Here is a 16,565-nt window from a genome sequence, read left to right as displayed (position 1 = left end):
TCGATGAAAATCCCGTGCAGGCAGCATGCTGCGCGGCGCGCACCGCTCAGGCCGCACAACGCTCAATACAGGAAAATCCGGATCGTGGCGGCTGCGTCGAACGGTCCGATCTTCGGTGGTCCGAACGACTTGAGCACCGCATCGAGCAACACGGTCTGGTTCGCGACGTTGGCCGGAAACTGCGTGAGCGTGAATTGCTTGTTGAATTCGATCGACTTGCCCTGGCTGTCTTCCAGGCCGATGCCGAAGTTGCTCTTGCTCTCAGGCACCAGCAAGCCGTTCTGCACCGTGCCCTTCGTCGCTTCGAAGTAACCGTCGACTCGCACCGGTATGCTGCATTTCTTCGTCAACGACAGCGAGAAGCGCCTGCGCGGCACGGCTGGCAGAAAGCCGTTGCCGGACGCCTGCACCTGCCCGAAATTCACGATGCCCGGCTCGGGCGTGACGAGTACGTCGACGAAGCACGGCGTCGGCTTGAGATTGCGCAGGCCGCTCAGGCGGTACTGAAAGCTGGTGCCGAACGCATTCAGGCCGCCCTCGCCGTCGAACTGGAACACCGTGTAGATGTCGTTGGATGGCTGGATCCAGTTGCCCTTCTTTCGAATGACGATTTGATAGTCGATGCTGATCTGCTTGCGCTCGCAACGCCCGGCAACAAAGTCGGAGCGCTTGCACGGCTTCACCGAGAACCCGGTCGGCACGCCGCCGCCCGGCGCGCTGGTCCGGTCGAAGTAATCGACACCCTTGTAGCGGATGCCGATCTGGAGCCCCCAGGCTGCAGGGTCCATGCGATTCGGATTGGCGTAGAAATAGATGTTGTCGATGACGCTCAGGCTTTTGTCGTCACCCAGGTCCTTGTAGCAATACCCCGACGTCGTACGCGGCGGCGACACCCATATGACGTAGCCGTCAGGCGCGTCGGTCGGATACGAGGCGACGCCGCCAACCGGCTCGGTCAGCGACGTTGCGCCGCTGTTGGTCAGACAACGTAGTGCCCACGCGGGCTGCACTGCCGCGATCAGCAGCGCGAGCACAACCCAGCGAAGCCATCCCGCCAGCGACACCTGCTTATGCATGGCCCCGCTCATTTCTTCACGCTCTTGCAAGCCCCGGCCTCGCACGCATACTCGATCGCCACCTGGCCGCCGTAATCATCGATATGCGTGACGAACAGCGTCGACGGCGTCGCGGCCTTGAACGGCACGTCTGCCGTGCTCATCGGGCTGACCATCACCGGCTCCAGCGGCACGTGCGTCTTCTGCGCGCCCGACGCCAGGTCGACGATCGTGATGTGATACGGCGTCGGATTGTCGAACACGAGCTTGTGCGCAGCTGCGTCGACGCGCAGCGTCATCGGCAGCGTCCAGTCCTCGTCGCGCGCCGGCTGCACGGCCTTCGGCCGGTAGAACAGCTTCATCTGCGTATGCAGCGCGATCTGCAGTGTGTTCGGCGTATCGGTCTTCGGCGGCACTTCGCGGATGTTCAGGTAGAACACCGATTCGCGATCGGCCGGCAGCTCGGTGCCCGGCAGCTTCGCGATCCGCAGCACGTTGCGCTCGTTCGCCTCGACGCGCTGCAGCGGCGGCACGACCATCAGCGGCGACGTGATCTTGTTGCCCTTCGCGTCCTCGAGCCACGACTGCACGAGATACGGGTACGTCGTGCTCTTGTTGGTGATCGTGACGACCGCGGCCGGTTCGCCTTCGTTGAAGATCACGCGCGTACGATCGGGCACGATCGCCGCATGGGCGGCGCCGGCGAGCAGCGCGCCACAGGCCGCGAACGCGCACAGCGCGCGCCGCGGAAAGGAAAGGGAAAAGAGATTCTTCATCGCTGGATCCGTGAAATCATCGTTCGGCCCGCGCGGCCGCTGCATGCGACTCGCCGGGCGTCTGGCACGTCACCGGGATCGGCGTGCCTTCGAGTTGAAGCTGGTTCGGCAGTGCGTCGATCGTGCAGAGCGTCCGCTCGCCCGCTCGCACCGCCAGCATGGATTTCGGCTGAACCTGCGTCAGGAACGCCGCCCCGCCTTCGCCGACGATGCCGAGTTCCTTGCCGTTCGCCGCGTCCTGCACCGACGCGCCGAACGGCAGCGGCTTGCCGGCCCGGTCGGTCAGCGTCAGGTACAGGTTGCTGCCGCGCGCGGCTGTGAACTTCACGAAGCCGATCGCGCCGTCGGTCAGCACCATGCGCTGGATCGGGTTCGTCACCTGCACTTCGAGCGGCAGCTTTTCGACGTTCACAGTCGCGTCGTACACGTTGTATGGCGAGATGCCGTCGAGCACCGCGTAGCCGCGCGAATCGGTATGCGTGAGCGTGCCGGACAGCGGCACGTCGGGCACGCCGTCGGTCGACACCAGCAAGCGCGTGTCGCCCGCATTGCCGTTCGCATGCGCGGACACGCCGTACTGCGTCGCGACGAACGAGCCGTCGACTTCGAGCGACGCGGCCGCATACGAGTTGGCGAGCGTCGATGCCTGCGCAGTCAGCTGATACGCCGACGAGCGCTGGCGGTAGCTCGCGTTCGCCGATGCGCGTCCGTCGGTCGCGCCCGCGTTGATCTGGTAGGTGCGGCCATTCGGATCGTCGTAGATGTAGCCCGCGTTCACGCTCGTGCTGCCGCTGCCCGTCGTCAGGTTCGACGTGACGGTGTGGCGGCCGCCGATCGGCAACGTCGCGGTGATCGAGACCTGGTTGCCGCTTGCACCCGCGCTCTGCGTGCGGAATGCCGACACGCTTACGTTCAGGTTGCGCAGCGTGCCGATCGAGAACGCGCGCGTCAGCGTGAGGCCGACGCGCTGCTCGTTCGCGCGTTCCCAGTAGGTCGTCTGGTCGTAGGAAAAATAGGTCGACGTGTCGCCGAAACGCTTCGACAGCGTCGCCGAGTAGCGCTGCTTGCTGTTGGCGAGGCCGTATGCGGTCGGGTCGCCCGAGAACTGCGCGAAGTTCGTGTATTCGCGCTCGGAGAAGCGGTAGCCGAAGAAGCGCACGTCGGCATCGAGCCCGTCGAAGTGCTTCGAATAGTTGATGCGGTACGAGTTGCCGTTGCGCGTCGCGCCGTTCCACCACAGTTTCGCCCGCGCATGCGTGACGTCGGCCGACAGCGCGCCGAACGCGCCGAAATCGCGGCCGACGCCGAGCGCGATCGACGTGTAGCCCGACGCGGCGATGAAACCGCCGTACGCCGTGACGTCGAACGGCAAGCCGTACGCGATTTCGCCGAAGCCGAAAAACGGCGTGATGCCGGCGCCGCCGAACAGCCGCGGCTTGCCGACCGCGGCCTTGTAGCGCAACTGCCCGGCACGCGCGAGGAACGGCACGGCGGCCGTCGTCACCTGGAAGCGCTGCACGCTGCCGTCCTCTTCCTCGACCGCGACGTCGAGCGTGCCCTGCACGCTCGTATTGATGTTCTGCAGCGCGAACGCGCCCGGCGACACGCGCGTCACGTACAGCACGCGGCCGGCCTGCGACACGGTCACCGTCGCGTTGGTGCGTGCGACGCCCGAGATCAGCGGTGCATAGCCGCGCAGCGACGGCGGCAGCATGCGGTCGTCGCTGCGAATCGACGCGCCCGTCAGCGCGAACGTGTCGAAAATGTCGGAAGTCAGGTAGTCGTCGCCGAACGTCACCGTCGACTGGATCGACGGCAGCGCACGAAAGGCATACAGCCGGCTGAAGCGGAACGTGCGGTCCGCATACGCCGTGTTGCCCACGTTCGATTGCGCCTGGTAGTCGCCGCGAAAGCGCCACGCATCCCAGTTCGCGCCCACCGTCCCGTAGGCCTGGATCGAATTCGTCTGGCTACCGCCCGTACCGAAGTTACGGTTCGTGTTCGCGATCACGCGATAGTCGAGCATCGCGCCCGGAATCCCTTCGGACCAGCGCGACGGCGGCAGGTAGGTCGAATCGGTGAACTCGAGCGCGGCCTGTGGAATCGTGATCCTGAGCCGGCCGTCGCTTTTCAGGTAGCGCACGGTCGCGCCCTCGATCGCGCCGAGATCGACGCAACGCCCGCCCTGGAAGCGCGGCAGGTCCTTCGCGAGCGACGGCTTCAGCCCGAACTGCGCGACGAGCTCCGGCCGCAGGCACGGCTTGCCCGCGCCCGATGTGTCGACCGCGATGAACTCGATCGCCTGCAGCCCGTAGAACAGGTCGTTGACCTGCACGTCGAGCATGTACTCGCCGGGCAACGTGAAGTCCGGCTGCGAGAACTGCGACAGGTCGACATTGCTCGTTCCATCGATGTCGAGGAACGACGAATTGAATTCCGTCGCATGGCTCTGGCTGCCGACCACCAGCACGGAGACGCAAAGGAAGGAATGTCTGATTCGCACGCGGTGCTACCGGAAGTCCAGGGAGGGGGAAAAGGAGGAACAACGAACGAGGAAGGGTGCGCGCACCCTTCCCCGGTACGGCGGCTTACTGGTAGCGGACCGTGAAGTTCGCGACGCCGTTGGCGGTACCCGGCGTCACGCCGGCTGCCGTCGATTCGTACATCGCTGCGAAGCGCGCGGTGTTCGTGCCGTTCTGCAGCAGCGTCGGTGCCTTCTGCTCGGCGCCGTTGTCGAGGTATTCGCCCGACGCGGCTTGCAGGCGGATGCCGACGTTGCTTGCCGAACCGATCGTGGCGAGCAGCTTCGGCTGACCTGCGCTCGACGTGCCCGTAAACGTGAAGTACGCGTTCTGCGCGATGCTGGTGTCGCAGTCGGTCAGCTTGATGTCGAACGACACCGGATCCGACTTGTCGCCGGCTTGCTTGAACTTGTTGGTCGGCACCTTGCCCAGTTCCACGGTCTGGTTGACCGAGTTCGCATCGATGCCGCATGCGCCCGCGACGATCTCGCCCGTGAAGTTGATCGTGCCGGTGCCCGCTGCGAAGGCCGAGGTGGACAGGGCCGCGAGTGCGACGGCGGACAGGATGGATTTTTTCATGACGTTTCCCGTAAGGACTGCAAATGGATTGGACGACGTGGCGGACACAAACGGCAGCGCATGGTGGCTCCCGTCCGACACGAGGCGGCATTATCGAGATAATCATGAAAGATTTCTGTAAATCATTGTCAAATGCATCTGACAATGTTCGATTCACCCCTCCGGAATCACATTATTTCCACCTGATTTCCAATCAAGCACCTTTTTATCCGCAGTCCTTTTTAGTTTTCCGGAACCAATTGAAGATTAAGGGAAATTTCTTCCGATAACCGACCGCGCCCCGCCTGCCATTGCCGGCATTGGCTCTGACCGATATCCATCACCCCAAAGACAAAATATTGTCCAATGCCGCCATCGTTGTACGACGACAACGCCCATATCAAGTCATTTTCAACTGACAGGAAATTAATCAAGGCATTTCATCAATGCCAATTTGCCGCGCAAACGATTGCGAAAAGAATGCAAACGTTTTGCTGCGACACTTTGCCGCCCTCATTAATTCCAATTCATTGATTAATTCGATCATCAATTCAAGATCGTAAATCGCATGAATGCGCAGCAATCGGAACTCGATTCGCCGGCCTGGATGGACGAGATGGAAAGGCGAAGATGCGGCGCATACGTTTGCGTCGGTGGGCGATACGGCCGGCCGCCGGATGCGGGTTGCCGCAGAAGGCGCACTTCCGCCCCGCCGCGAGATGAAGAACATCGAAGTAGTTCGCTGGACAGCGAAAGAATGCACCGATAGCGATCGGCGATACGGCGGCAGCACGACTATCGAAGCGGCGGCCGCACGTCGGATCGTACGGCCGCCGTCATGTCACCCGGCACACGGCAGCGCCTGGCGACGACACACCCGTCACGCGGAAGCCGCGGCCTCCGCCGCTGCCGGCGCCCAGCCGCCGCCGAGCGCACGGTACAGCGCGATCGCATTCGCGAGCCTGAGCTGCTTGAGCCGAATCAGCTCCTGCCCCGACTCGTACGTGCTGCGTTGCGCGTCGAGCAGTTCGAGATACGTCGCGACGCCGCCCGCATAGCGGCGCTCGGCGAGCTTCAACCGCGCGCCGTCGGCTGAATACACGTCCTGCTGCGCCGCAAGCTGGCGATCGATCCAGTCGCGCGCGGCGAACGCGTCGGCCACTTCGCGGAACGCGGTCTGCACCGTCTTCTCGTACTCGGCGACCGCGATGTGCTTGCGCGCATTCGCGACGTCGAGGTTCGCGCGGTTGCGGCCGCCCGCGAAGATCGGCAGCGTGATGCGCGGCGCGAACGTCCACACGCTCGTGCCGGCCGCGAACAGGCTCGAGAACGCGTCGCTGACCGAGCCGTAGTCGGTCGTCAGCGCGATGCGCGGGAAGAACGCCGCGCGAGCGGCGCCGATCTGCGCGTTCGCGGCCTTGAGCCGCGCCTCGGCCTGCCGAATGTCCGGACGCCGCTCGAGCAGTTCGCTCGGCGCGCCGGGCGCCACCGGCGCGATCGACAGCGTATCGAGCGCGGTCGCGTCGGCGGGCACGTTGCGCGCGAAATCGCCCGCCAGCAATTGCAGCGCCCGCACGGCCTGCGCATGCTCGCGCTGCAGTGCGGCCTGCGACGCGCGCGCCGATGCCACCAGCATCTCGGCCGAGCGCAGCTCGATCGCGTCGCTCGTGCCGGCCGCGTAGCGGCGCTGCGTGAGCGCGGCCATGCGTTCGCGCGCGTCGAGCGTGCGCTGCGCGAGCGCAAGCTGTTCGTGCAGCGAGCGTTCCGAGACATACGCACCGGCCACTTCGGCGATCACGCCGATGCGGACCGTGCGCCGTGCCTCGGCCGTCGCGAAATACTCGGCGAGCGCCGCATCGGACAGGCTGCGCACGCGGCCGAACAGGTCGAGCTCGTACGCACTGACGCCGACGCCCGCGCGGTACAGCCCGCTGATCGCGCTTTCGCGCACGACCGGATCGTACTGGCGCGCGCGCTCGTAGCCGAGATTCGCATCGACCGACGGCATCAGGTCCGCACGCTGCACGCCGTACAGCGCGCGCGCTTCGTCGAGCCGGCCGGCCGCGATCCGCAGGTCGCGGTTGTTTTCGAGCGCGGCGTCGATCCACGCCTGCAGCGCCGGATCGGTGAAATACGCATGCCAGTCGTCGAGCAGCGCGGCATCCTGCGCCGCGGCCCGTTCAGCGGCCGGCGCCGTGCTGCCGTCGGCCGGCGCATAGGTCGCCGGCACCGGCGCCGCCGGCCGCTCGTAACGCGGCGCGAGCGAGCAACCGGCGAGCGCGAGCGCGGCGGCCAGCGCGAGCTGAACCCGCAGCGCGGCGCGTCCATTCAGCGCAGACATCATTGCGAACCCTCCATCGTCGCCGGCTGCGCCCCGCCGCGCCGGCGCGGGCCGACGTCGAACAGGCGGCCGACGATCACGAAAAACAGCGGGACGAGGAACACCGCGAGCACGGTCGCCGTGATCATGCCGCCGAGCACACCGGTGCCGATCGCCATCTGCGCACCGGACGCGGCACCCGACGCGAACGCGAGCGGCAGCACGCCGACGCCGAACGCGAGCGACGTCATCACGATCGGCCGCAGCCGCAGGCGCGCAGCCTCGAGCGCGGCGTCGACGAGCGACATGCGCTGCGCCACGAGATCCTTCGCGACTTCGACGATCAGGATCGCGTTCTTCGCCGACAGCCCGATCGTCGCGATCAGCCCCACCTTGAAATAGATGTCGTTCGGCATCGCGCGCAGCGTGACGCCGAGCACTGCGCCGATCACGCCGAGCGGGACGACCAGCATCACCGCAAACGGGATCGACCAGCTCTCGTAGAGCGCCGCGAGCGCGAGGAACACGACGAGCACCGACAGCGCGAACAGCATCGGCGCCTGCGCGCCCGACAGCCGCTCCTCGAACGATTGCCCCGACCACGCATAGCCGATGCCGGCCGGCAGCTTCGCGGCGATCCGCTCGATCGCGGTCATCGCCTCGCCGCTGCTGTGCCCCGCCGCGGCCGAGCCGTTGATCGTGAACGACGGATAGCCGTTGTAGCGCGTGAGCTGGGGCGGCCCGAGCGTCCACTGCAGCGTCGTGAACGCCGCGAGCGGCACCATCTCGCCGCGCGCGTTGCGCACGCGCAGCTTCTTCACGTCGTCCGGGTCGAGCCGATGCAGCCCGTCGGCCTGCACCATCACGCGCCGCACCTGCGTGCCGTGCATGAAGTCGCCGATATAGTCGGAGCCGAACATCACCGCGAGCGTCGTATTGATCTCGTCCATCGACACGCCGAGCGCGGACGCCTTCGCGCGATCGATGTCGAGCTTCAGCTGCGGTGCGTCCTGCGTGCCCGCGAACATCAGGTCGGTGAGCGCCGGATCCTTGCCGCCGGCCGCGAGCAACTGCTCGCGCGCGGCGCTGAACGTCGCGTAGTCGAGCCCGCCGCGGTTCTGCAGCCGGAAGTCGAAACCGCTCGACGAGCCGAGATCGGGCAGCGCCGGCGAGTTCATCGCGAACACCGTCGTGTTCGGCGTGCCCGCGAAGCGCTCGTTGATGCGCGCGACGATCGACTGCACGTGGTCGTGTTCGGCCTTGCGGTCCTTCCAGTTCTTCAGCGTGACGAAGATCATCCCGCCGTTCGGCCCTTCGCCGTACAGGTTGAAGCCGCCGAGCGCATACGTATAGGCGGTCGGCTCGTCGCGACGGATGGCCGACTCGACCTCGCGCACGCTCTGCATCGTTTCCGCGAGCGGCGTGCCCTGCGGGCGTATCACCATCACCATGAAGTTGCCCTGGTCCTCGTCCGGCAGGAATGCGGTCGGCAACTGCGTGATCATCAGCACCGCGGCCGCGGTCAGCGCGCCGTACACGATGAGCCAGCGCACCGGTTTCTTCAGCATCGTGCCGACGCGCGACGCATAGCGCTGCGTCGCGCGTGCAACGAAGCGGTTGAACCAGCCGAAGAAGCCGCGCTTCTCGTGATGGTCGCCGGACACGGGCTTGAGCAGCGTCGCGCACAGCGCGGGCGTCAGCGACAGCGCGAGGAACGCCGAGAAACCGATCGACACCGCGAGCGACAGCGCGAACTGCCGGTAGATGTTGCCCACCGCACCGCCGAAGAACGCCATCGGCACGAACACCGACGTCAGCACGACGGTGATGCCGACGATCGCGCCGCTGATCTGCGTCATCGCCTTGACGGTCGCATCGTACGGCGCGAGCCCTTCCTCGACCATCAGCCGCTCGACGTTCTCGACGACGACGATCGCATCGTCGACGAGAATGCCGATCGCGAGCACCATGCCGAACATCGTCAGCACGTTGATCGAGAAGCCGGCCGCATACATCACGCCGAACGTGCCCGCGAGCGCGACCGGCACGACGAGCGTCGGGATCAGCGTCGCGCGCAGGTTCTGCATGAACAGGAACATCACGAGGAACACGAGCACGCCGGCCTCGATCAGCGTCGTGACGACCTTGTTCATCGATACGCGCACGAACGACGACGTCTCGTACGGGATCTGGTATTTCACGCCCGGCGGGAAGTACCTGGACAGCTCGTCCATCGTCGCGCGCACGCGCTTCTCGGTGGACACCGCGTTCGAGCCCGGCGCGAGCTTGATGCCCATCCCGGTCGCGACCTTGCCGTTCACGTACGACGGATAGTTGTAGTCGTTGCCGCCGAATTCGATGCGTGCGACGTCGCGCAGGAACAGCGCGGAGCCGTCGGCCTGCGCACGCAGCGCGATCGCGCCGAAATCGGCCGGCGTCTTCAACGGCGCGTCGGCGAATACCGTCGCCGCGATCGGTGCGCTGTCCGGCACCGCGCTGCGGCCGATGTCGCCGATCGTCACGCGCGCGTTGTGCGCGCGCACGGCCGAGGCGATGTCCGACGCGGTAAGGCCGTGCCCGGCCAGCTTCACCGGGTCGGGCCAGATCCGCATCGCATATTCGGCGCCCCAGAACTGCACCTTGCCGACACCCTCGACGCGGCGCAGCGCCTGCACGACGTTCGCCGACGCGTACTCGCCGAGCTGCACGTCGGTCATCCGGCCGTCGTCGGACGTCAGCGACACGACGAGCTGGATGTTGTCGGCGGCCTTCTCGACCTGGATGCCGTCGCGGCGCACGGGCTCGGGCAGGCGCGCGTCGACCGTCTTCAGCCGGTTCTGCACTTCGACGGCCGCGAGATCGGCGTTCACGCCCTGCTTGAACGTCAGGTACAGCGACGCGGCCCCGGCGCTGCTCGTCGCGGACGTATACAGCAGCCCCGGCGCGCCGTTCATTTCGCGCTCGATCAGCGCGGTCACCGATTCCTCGACGACCTGCGCGGATGCGCCCGGATACGTCGCATAGATGCTGACGACGGGCGGCGCGATGTCCGGGTACTGCGCAACGGGCAGCGCGCGGATCGCGAACAGGCCGCCCAGCATGATGAAGATGGCGATCACCCACGCGAAGACGGGGCGATCGATGAAGAAACGTGCCATGTTGGTTTGAACCGGTCAGGTTTGACGGGCGGCCGCCTGCGAAGCGGCCGCTGCCGGCGCCGCCTTCGACGGCGGCGCCTTCTCGACGGGCTTGACGGCCGTGTCGGGCGCGAACTGCGATGCGTCGTCGACGATCACGCGCTCGCCGCCCGCGAGGCCGCGCGTGATGCGCCAGTCATGGCCGCTCATCCGGTCGGCCGTGACCTCGACGTCCTTGACCTTGCCGTTCGTGCCGACCACGCGCACCGACGTACGGTCGGCCGTGCGCAGCAGCGCGTCGCGCGGCACGAGGATCGCCCGCTGGTCGACCGCCGCGTCGAGCGCGATCCGCACGTACGCACCCGGCAACAGTTCGCGTTCGGGGTTCGGGAACAGCGCGCGCATCGCGACGGTGTCGGTGGTCGGATCGACCGCGAGATCGCTGAACAGCAGCTTGCCCTTCAACGGATACGCGGTGCCGTCGGCGCGCAGCAGCGTCACCGCGACGTCGTGCTGCGCAATGCCCGTCGCGCGCCCGCTCTTCACCGCGCGGCGCAACGCGTCGACGTCGGCGGCCGGCTGCGAGAAGTTCACGTAGATCGGATCGAGCTGCTCGACGGTCGTGAGCGGCGTCGCCTGGTCCTGGCCGACGAGCGCGCCTTCGGTCACGAGCGCGCGTCGCGCACGCCCCGCGATCGGTGCGGTGACGGTTGCATAGTCGAGTTGCAGTTGCGCACGCGCGAGTTCCGCCTTCGCCGATGCCACCTCGGCCTTCGCCTGCGTATCGGCCGCAACGGCTTCGGTATGGTCGCGCTCGCTCACCGCGCGGTCGCGCACGAGATCGTCGTAGCGGCGGCGCTTGTCGCTCGCCGCGAGCGCGGCGGCCTGCGCCTTCGCGAGCGCGCCCTGCGCGGCGTCGCGCGCGGCCTTCAGCGGTGCCGGATCGATGCGGAACAGCACCGCGCCCTGCTTCACTTCCTGGCCTTCCTCGTAGGTGCGCGCCGTGACGATGCCCGCGACCCGCGCGCGCACTTCCGCCTGCCGGTACGCGTCGAGCCGGCCCGGCAGTTCGACGGTCATCGGCACGGCCGTCGGACGCACCGTGACGACGGTGGCCTGCTTTGCGGTCTCCGGCGCGGCGTCCTTGTCGCCCTTTCCGCATCCGGCCACGGCCAGTACGGCCGCCAGCGCGAACGGCGCCAGCCGCAGGCGGCGCCACAGGGTGCGTTTGTTATTCATGTTCTGACCTCGGATCGTTCGCCGCCGATACAATGCGGCGGCTCAGGGTGGCCGATTATAATCAGTCACGACTGATTAAATACATGGGCTTTCAATCTGCCTGGCACACTGTCTCAATAAAACGACAGCGAACTGTAAGGAATTTCACGACATGGCCCGCAAGACCCGGGAAGAATCGCTCGCCATCAAGCACCGGATCCTCGACGCCGCCGAGCTCGTGCTGCTCGAGAAAGGCGTCGCGCAAACCGCGATGGCGGACCTCGCCGAGGCCGCCGGGATGTCGCGCGGCGCCGTCTACGGCCACTACCGCAACAAGATGGAAGTGTGTCTCGCGATGTGCGACCGCGCGTTCGCGCGCACGTCGGAAGGTTTCGACGCAGGAGACGGCCTGCCGCCGCTCGCCACGCTGCGGCGCGCCGCGTCGCACTACCTGCAGGAATGCGGCGAGCCGGGCCCGATGCAGCGCGTGCTAGTGATCCTCTATACGAAGTGCGAGCAAAGCGAGGAAAACGGCGCGCTGCAGCGGCGCCGCATGCTGCTCGAACTGCAGATGCTGCGCATCACGAAGGCGCTGCTGCGCCGCGCGATCGCGGCCGGCGAACTCGCCGCGGATCTCGACGTGCACCTGGCCGCCGTCTATCTCGTGTCGCTGCTCGAAGGCGTGTTCGCGTCGATGATCTGGACCAACCGGCTGCGCGGCAACCTGTGGAACGACGCCGAAGCGATGCTCGACGCCGGTTTCGACACCGTCCGCACCTCCGCCGCGCTGCGCGGCCGCGCGCAAAAATTGCCAGACCGACGACAAACGTCGTAACAAATGCTGATTTAACCCGATTTACCGCACTGCGAAACGAATGAGATGACCCTCTTTAAAATTTTTAACGTTTTGCGGAACACCGGTAGACTGACGCTGTCATCTTTCTTTAGCGTCTTCGTGATAACCGGGTTCGACCCGGTATGCACGCCGCCGTTCGAAGCGGGCCCGCCCCGTGTGTTGGGTCGAACGGAAACGACACAGGCCCCTGGCGGGGCCTGTTTTGTTGCACGCCCGCCACCCGCCCCGTCGCCGTTCGACGGATGAGCCGCCGGCGGCCCCTGCCCACACCCCTTTGAACCGCTTTCCTGGATGTGGACACCTTGGTCAAGTCTGCCGCTACCCCTGATGTTTTCGCGCCCGGCCGCGCGCAGCGCGTCGCGCGTGCGCTCGCGCCGGCCGCCGTGCTCGGCGCCCTCGCCGCATTCGGTCTCGCCGCCGCACTGCCGGCCGTCTCGCAACTGCCGGGCGCCGTCGATTCCGGCACGGCCGCGCTGCCGCAGCGCGTGCTGTCCGACACGCCGTTTCCCACCGCGCAGCATTTCGTGACGAGCGAGCTCGCCCGCACGATCGGCGCGCGCGACGAGCACGTCGACAGCCACGACCGCAGCCCGCAGCCGGGCCTGTTCGCCCCGCTCAGCGCGCACCGCAACGACGTGCTCGGCTATGCGAGCCTGTTCCAGTTCGCGGCACCCGAGAACCAGCACGGCATGCGCGCGGGCGGCATCGAGCTCACGCTGTCCGATACGCTGAACCGTCTCGACGTACCGCCCGAAGTGCGCATCCAGCTCGGCGATCTCGTCACAGGCAAGGTCGCGATGCGTGCGACCGCGCAGCGCGGCGACTACTACCGCGTCGCGTTCGACACGAACGGCGGCACGCCGCGCCTCACGGCGCTCGAGCTGCGCGTCGCCGGCCGCACGTTCGGCGCGATCTGGTTCCGCGCGCCGGGCGCCGAGCACGGCGCGTATTACGCGCTCGACGGCTCGCCGCTCGAAGCCGCGGCATTCACGATGCCGGTCAAGTGGACGCGCATCAGCTCGTTCTTCGGCGAGCGCATCCATCCGCTGTCGCAGGCGATGGCGTTCCATACGGGCGTCGATCTCGCCGCGCCGAGCGGCACGCCCGTCGACGCGGCCGCCGACGGCGTCGTGTCGTTCGTCGGTACCGACCCGGGCGGCTACGGCCGCTACGTGATCGTCGATCATGCGGATGGCTACTCGACCTACTACGCGCACCTGTCCGCGTTCGCACGCGGGCTCAAGACCGGCGAAACCGTGAAGCAGGGCCAGCGGATCGGCTCGGTCGGGATGACGGGCGCCGCCACGGGCCCGCACCTGCATTTCGAGGTGCGTGTCGCGAACGATCCGGTCGACCCGCTCGTCACGCTGGCCAGCGCACAGACGGCGCTGTCCGACATGCAGCTCACCGCGTTCCGCCAGGAAGCCGCGCAATGGCGCTTCCGCCTCGCGTCGATCAATACGACGCCGTTCGCGTTCGCGCAGAACGACGGGCCGCTGTGGGGCGATTTCGCCACCGACGAGTCGACGCTGCGCGCGGTCTTCAACACGCACTACTCGGCGGAACGAAGCTGACTCCGAGGCACACAATCCTGGTTGCCGAAGAGTGTGCGGTCAAAATGCTCCGCTGCTCTTCTCTACACCGTCATCTGGTCACGGGCTTGAGCCAATGTTTTGGCGCAAGCCAAATTCAGACTGCGCCCGAGACCGCCGGTGGTTCGCGCTACCCCTCTTGGTCATAGCGCCGGCGCAATGCCGGGTCCCGTGTGATCCGCAACCGAAAACAGTTCGGGCACCATGCGCCACGATTGATCACCGTGTTAGGCATTGAGTTCCACACATGCCCGTGTGCGCACTGCCATGTCAATTTGACTCGATTGCCGTGATACTCGGTACTCAAGCATCGGCCACCGCGCGCCGCAGCAACCGCCTGCATGTCCTCTATCGTTCGGCGCTTCGCGAGATTGGCGCAATGCCGACACCATGCCCCGCCAAGCACTAAGTGCCCCCACGTCGTCCATTCATGTCCGCGTCCGCATCGGAATCGGTACTTCGAATTCGTCAGGCGATACTCCGTCGAGAGAAGCTGTCCGCCGCGCAGCGCCGCCGCGGCCTGCAATCGCTGAAGCCCGTTCGGATCGCGTTGCTGTTCTCCATGCCTGATTCGAGCGCAGAGCGGACACCATCCGCCGTCGACGACTCGGTAAGCCACTGCTGTCCATCGATGGCCTTCGGCACACTCCCATTCGTAATGCGCAGCGATACCGATGTACGTGTCAGCCAGACAACGACCGCCACGCTCCGTCGCCGCCTCATGAAGACATTCCAAGCCATCGGAACGTAGGAGACACGCAGCCAACTCGACTTTTGCGCATCGTGGACATCCATGGCCGTCTAGAATCTTGCGAGCCTCGGTAGTCCATTCGTGTCCAGAACGACAGGTGAAATGTTGCCGCGCCGTTTGACCGAGATAGGTTCCCTCATGACAAACAAGACCGCGTTCACTCAGCAGTTCCCGAAAGCGGTCCTGCACGCGCACTTGCTCGCACTGGAGGCACGTTATCGTGCCTCGCATCGCGACTGTGCCTATGCGCGTGAAGTTATGGCCCGATTCGCAGCGGAATTCGTAGTAGGACTTCAGCCCTCGCCATTCGAGCGTCAGAAGCGTAAGCCCCCGTTCGGCGGCAATCTCGATCATACGGGCATATGCAACATCTGGCTTGCGACGTGTGCGTGTCGCAGAAGTGCCTTGGCTCATCGTTGTCAGAACTGTGCAGTCACCTGAAACCCGAGCGTCACTCGCGCAGTCGGAAAACCCGACGGCTTGTAGACAGGCGTACCCGCGAAGAGATCGTACGCATAGGCTCCGAATCGCGTACCCACGCTCCCCTTTATGCCGATCACTGCGCCAGCCAACTGCGTCCCGACAAGAACGACAGGCTGCGGGCCCCATACGCGACCATAGTCGAGTCCCGCATAAACTGCCTGCCCTGTCTGCCCGATCGGCGCCTGCAATTCGTTTCGCCAGTAGAAGCCCCGCGCTGCGGCGAGCATCGTCTCGCCATCGAACCCGCGCACCGTATAGCGACTGCCAATCGTCAAGTCGTCGATGTAGTAAAGCGTGTTTCCGGTGTACTGACCGTGGAATGTGCCGACATAGCGGAATGGCTGCTTGCCGATCGCGAAGGGCACCGACAGGTTCGCGTCGAGCACCGCCATCTTGAAGCGATAGGTCGGCCCGCCTCCCGCCGCCAACATATCGTCCTGTGCGCCCAACCCACCGACACCTTGACGATATGCAAGTGAGCCGTCGAACTGCGCGCCGCCGAAGTAGTGACGATCGGTCAGGCCGAGTTCGATCATCGTGTTATTGCGGCGCTGCTGCGAGATCTCTGTATCTTCGATAAAGCTTTGTCCAAAACGGCGCGACAGGCGAACGTACGCGCCGAACACATCGTTCTGACTACGCGACAGCACGCGGGCCAGCTTGAAATCGACCGTCTTCGAATTGCCGCTCGCGACGAATGTCTGATTCACGCCCGCAATCTGCTGGTAGTACGTGTTCGTGTAAGCGGACAGCGTGGCCGTCCAGTAGCCCCACGGGATCGAATAGAAACCGTTCCAGCCGTGCGAGCCGAGGCGCTTGTCGTCAAATTCCAGATCCTGGCTCACGCCGATGTTGAAGATGTCGTTCAGGCCCAAAGGGTTGTCGATACCGAGCGACAGATTGCCTTGCAGCTTGCCAGTCGCACGCGTGCCGGAGTTGTCGACGGACGCGACGACGGTCCACGGTTTGCCACGCTGCACGTCGAGTACGACATCGCTTTCGCCGGGCAGCTCGCCCGGAACGATTTGCATCGAAACGTCCTGGCTCGACACGCGTTTCATTTGCTCGAGGCCCTGTTCGAGATCGCGCAGGTTCAGCAGTTCGCCGTCGTCCGTTGGAAACGCGGTCTTCCACGTGCCGCGCAGTTTCTCGTCGGCGAAGCGCACATGGCGGACCACGCCCGGGATCAGCGAAAACTTGAGGATACCGGTCGACAGATCGTAAGCGGTAAATTCAGCACACCGAATGGAGAATCATTTGCAACTGTTGGGCGAGCATAGCCGCATCGCGACGGCCG

At 65.7% G+C, this 16,565-nt stretch carries 11 protein-coding genes and 1 pseudogene; 2 read left to right on the top strand and 10 right to left on the bottom strand.

Annotated elements, in window-relative coordinates:
* Nucleotides 1-62: 62 nt before the first annotated feature.
* From DIE03_RS15175 to DIE03_RS15135, 9 genes are all read right to left on the bottom strand, one after another.
* On the bottom strand, nucleotides 63-1,088 hold the full coding sequence (locus DIE03_RS15175) for a fimbrial protein (RefSeq protein ID WP_124451624.1): 1,026 nt from the start codon (nucleotides 1,086-1,088) through the stop codon (nucleotides 63-65).
* Nucleotides 1,085-1,831, bottom strand: a complete 747-nt coding sequence (locus DIE03_RS15170; protein WP_124451622.1) for a molecular chaperone — start codon at nucleotides 1,829-1,831, stop codon at nucleotides 1,085-1,087. The genes DIE03_RS15175 and DIE03_RS15170 overlap by 4 nt, the downstream gene beginning before the upstream one ends.
* Before the next feature lie 16 nt (nucleotides 1,832-1,847).
* Nucleotides 1,848-4,301: a fimbria/pilus outer membrane usher protein gene (locus DIE03_RS15165; protein WP_124452002.1), complete on the bottom strand. Its 2,454-nt coding sequence runs from the start codon at nucleotides 4,299-4,301 to the stop codon at nucleotides 1,848-1,850.
* 118 nt (nucleotides 4,302-4,419) lie between these two features.
* Nucleotides 4,420-4,932, bottom strand: coding sequence for a fimbrial protein (locus tag DIE03_RS15160; protein WP_124451619.1), 513 nt, complete (start codon nucleotides 4,930-4,932; stop codon nucleotides 4,420-4,422).
* Nucleotides 4,933-5,153: 221 nt separating this feature from the next.
* Nucleotides 5,154-5,345 carry a hypothetical protein gene (locus DIE03_RS15155; RefSeq protein ID WP_124451617.1) on the bottom strand — a complete coding sequence of 64 codons (192 nt, stop codon included), beginning with the start codon at nucleotides 5,343-5,345 and terminating at the stop codon, nucleotides 5,154-5,156.
* Nucleotides 5,342-5,641 carry a hypothetical protein gene (locus tag DIE03_RS15150; protein ID WP_124451615.1) on the bottom strand — a complete coding sequence of 100 codons (300 nt, stop codon included), beginning with the start codon at nucleotides 5,639-5,641 and terminating at the stop codon, nucleotides 5,342-5,344. The genes DIE03_RS15155 and DIE03_RS15150 overlap by 4 nt, the downstream gene beginning before the upstream one ends.
* Before the next feature lie 150 nt (nucleotides 5,642-5,791).
* Nucleotides 5,792-7,252, bottom strand: a complete 1,461-nt coding sequence (locus DIE03_RS15145) for an efflux transporter outer membrane subunit (protein WP_124452001.1) — start codon at nucleotides 7,250-7,252, stop codon at nucleotides 5,792-5,794.
* Nucleotides 7,252-10,389: a multidrug efflux RND transporter permease subunit gene (locus DIE03_RS15140; protein ID WP_124451613.1), complete on the bottom strand. Its 3,138-nt coding sequence runs from the start codon at nucleotides 10,387-10,389 to the stop codon at nucleotides 7,252-7,254. Before DIE03_RS15140 ends, DIE03_RS15145 begins: the two co-directional genes overlap by 1 nt.
* A gap of 15 nt (nucleotides 10,390-10,404) precedes the next feature.
* On the bottom strand, nucleotides 10,405-11,607 hold the full coding sequence (locus DIE03_RS15135; protein WP_124451611.1) for a MexX/AxyX family multidrug efflux RND transporter periplasmic adaptor subunit: 1,203 nt from the start codon (nucleotides 11,605-11,607) through the stop codon (nucleotides 10,405-10,407).
* Between the two features lie 151 nt (nucleotides 11,608-11,758).
* Between DIE03_RS15135 and DIE03_RS15130 the strand changes: the two genes are divergently transcribed.
* Together DIE03_RS15130 and DIE03_RS15125 are read left to right on the top strand one after the other, a co-directional pair.
* Nucleotides 11,759-12,421 carry a TetR family transcriptional regulator gene (locus tag DIE03_RS15130; RefSeq protein WP_124451609.1) on the top strand — a complete coding sequence of 221 codons (663 nt, stop codon included), beginning with the start codon at nucleotides 11,759-11,761 and terminating at the stop codon, nucleotides 12,419-12,421.
* A gap of 323 nt (nucleotides 12,422-12,744) precedes the next feature.
* Nucleotides 12,745-14,016 (top strand): M23 family metallopeptidase, encoded by a 1,272-nt coding sequence (locus DIE03_RS15125; protein WP_124451607.1) that lies wholly within the window; start codon nucleotides 12,745-12,747, stop codon nucleotides 14,014-14,016.
* Nucleotides 14,017-15,204: 1,188 nt separating this feature from the next.
* Here DIE03_RS15125 and DIE03_RS15115 read toward each other — a convergent pair.
* Nucleotides 15,205-16,488: pseudogene (locus tag DIE03_RS15115) on the bottom strand (ShlB/FhaC/HecB family hemolysin secretion/activation protein); the annotation flags it as partial.
* Between the last annotated feature and the right edge of the window lie 77 nt (nucleotides 16,489-16,565).

The organism is Burkholderia sp. Bp8992 (assembly GCF_003853705.1).
In the GTDB taxonomy this organism is placed as follows: domain Bacteria; phylum Pseudomonadota; class Gammaproteobacteria; order Burkholderiales; family Burkholderiaceae; genus Burkholderia.
This window is presented reverse-complemented; position numbering and strand designations above follow the sequence as displayed.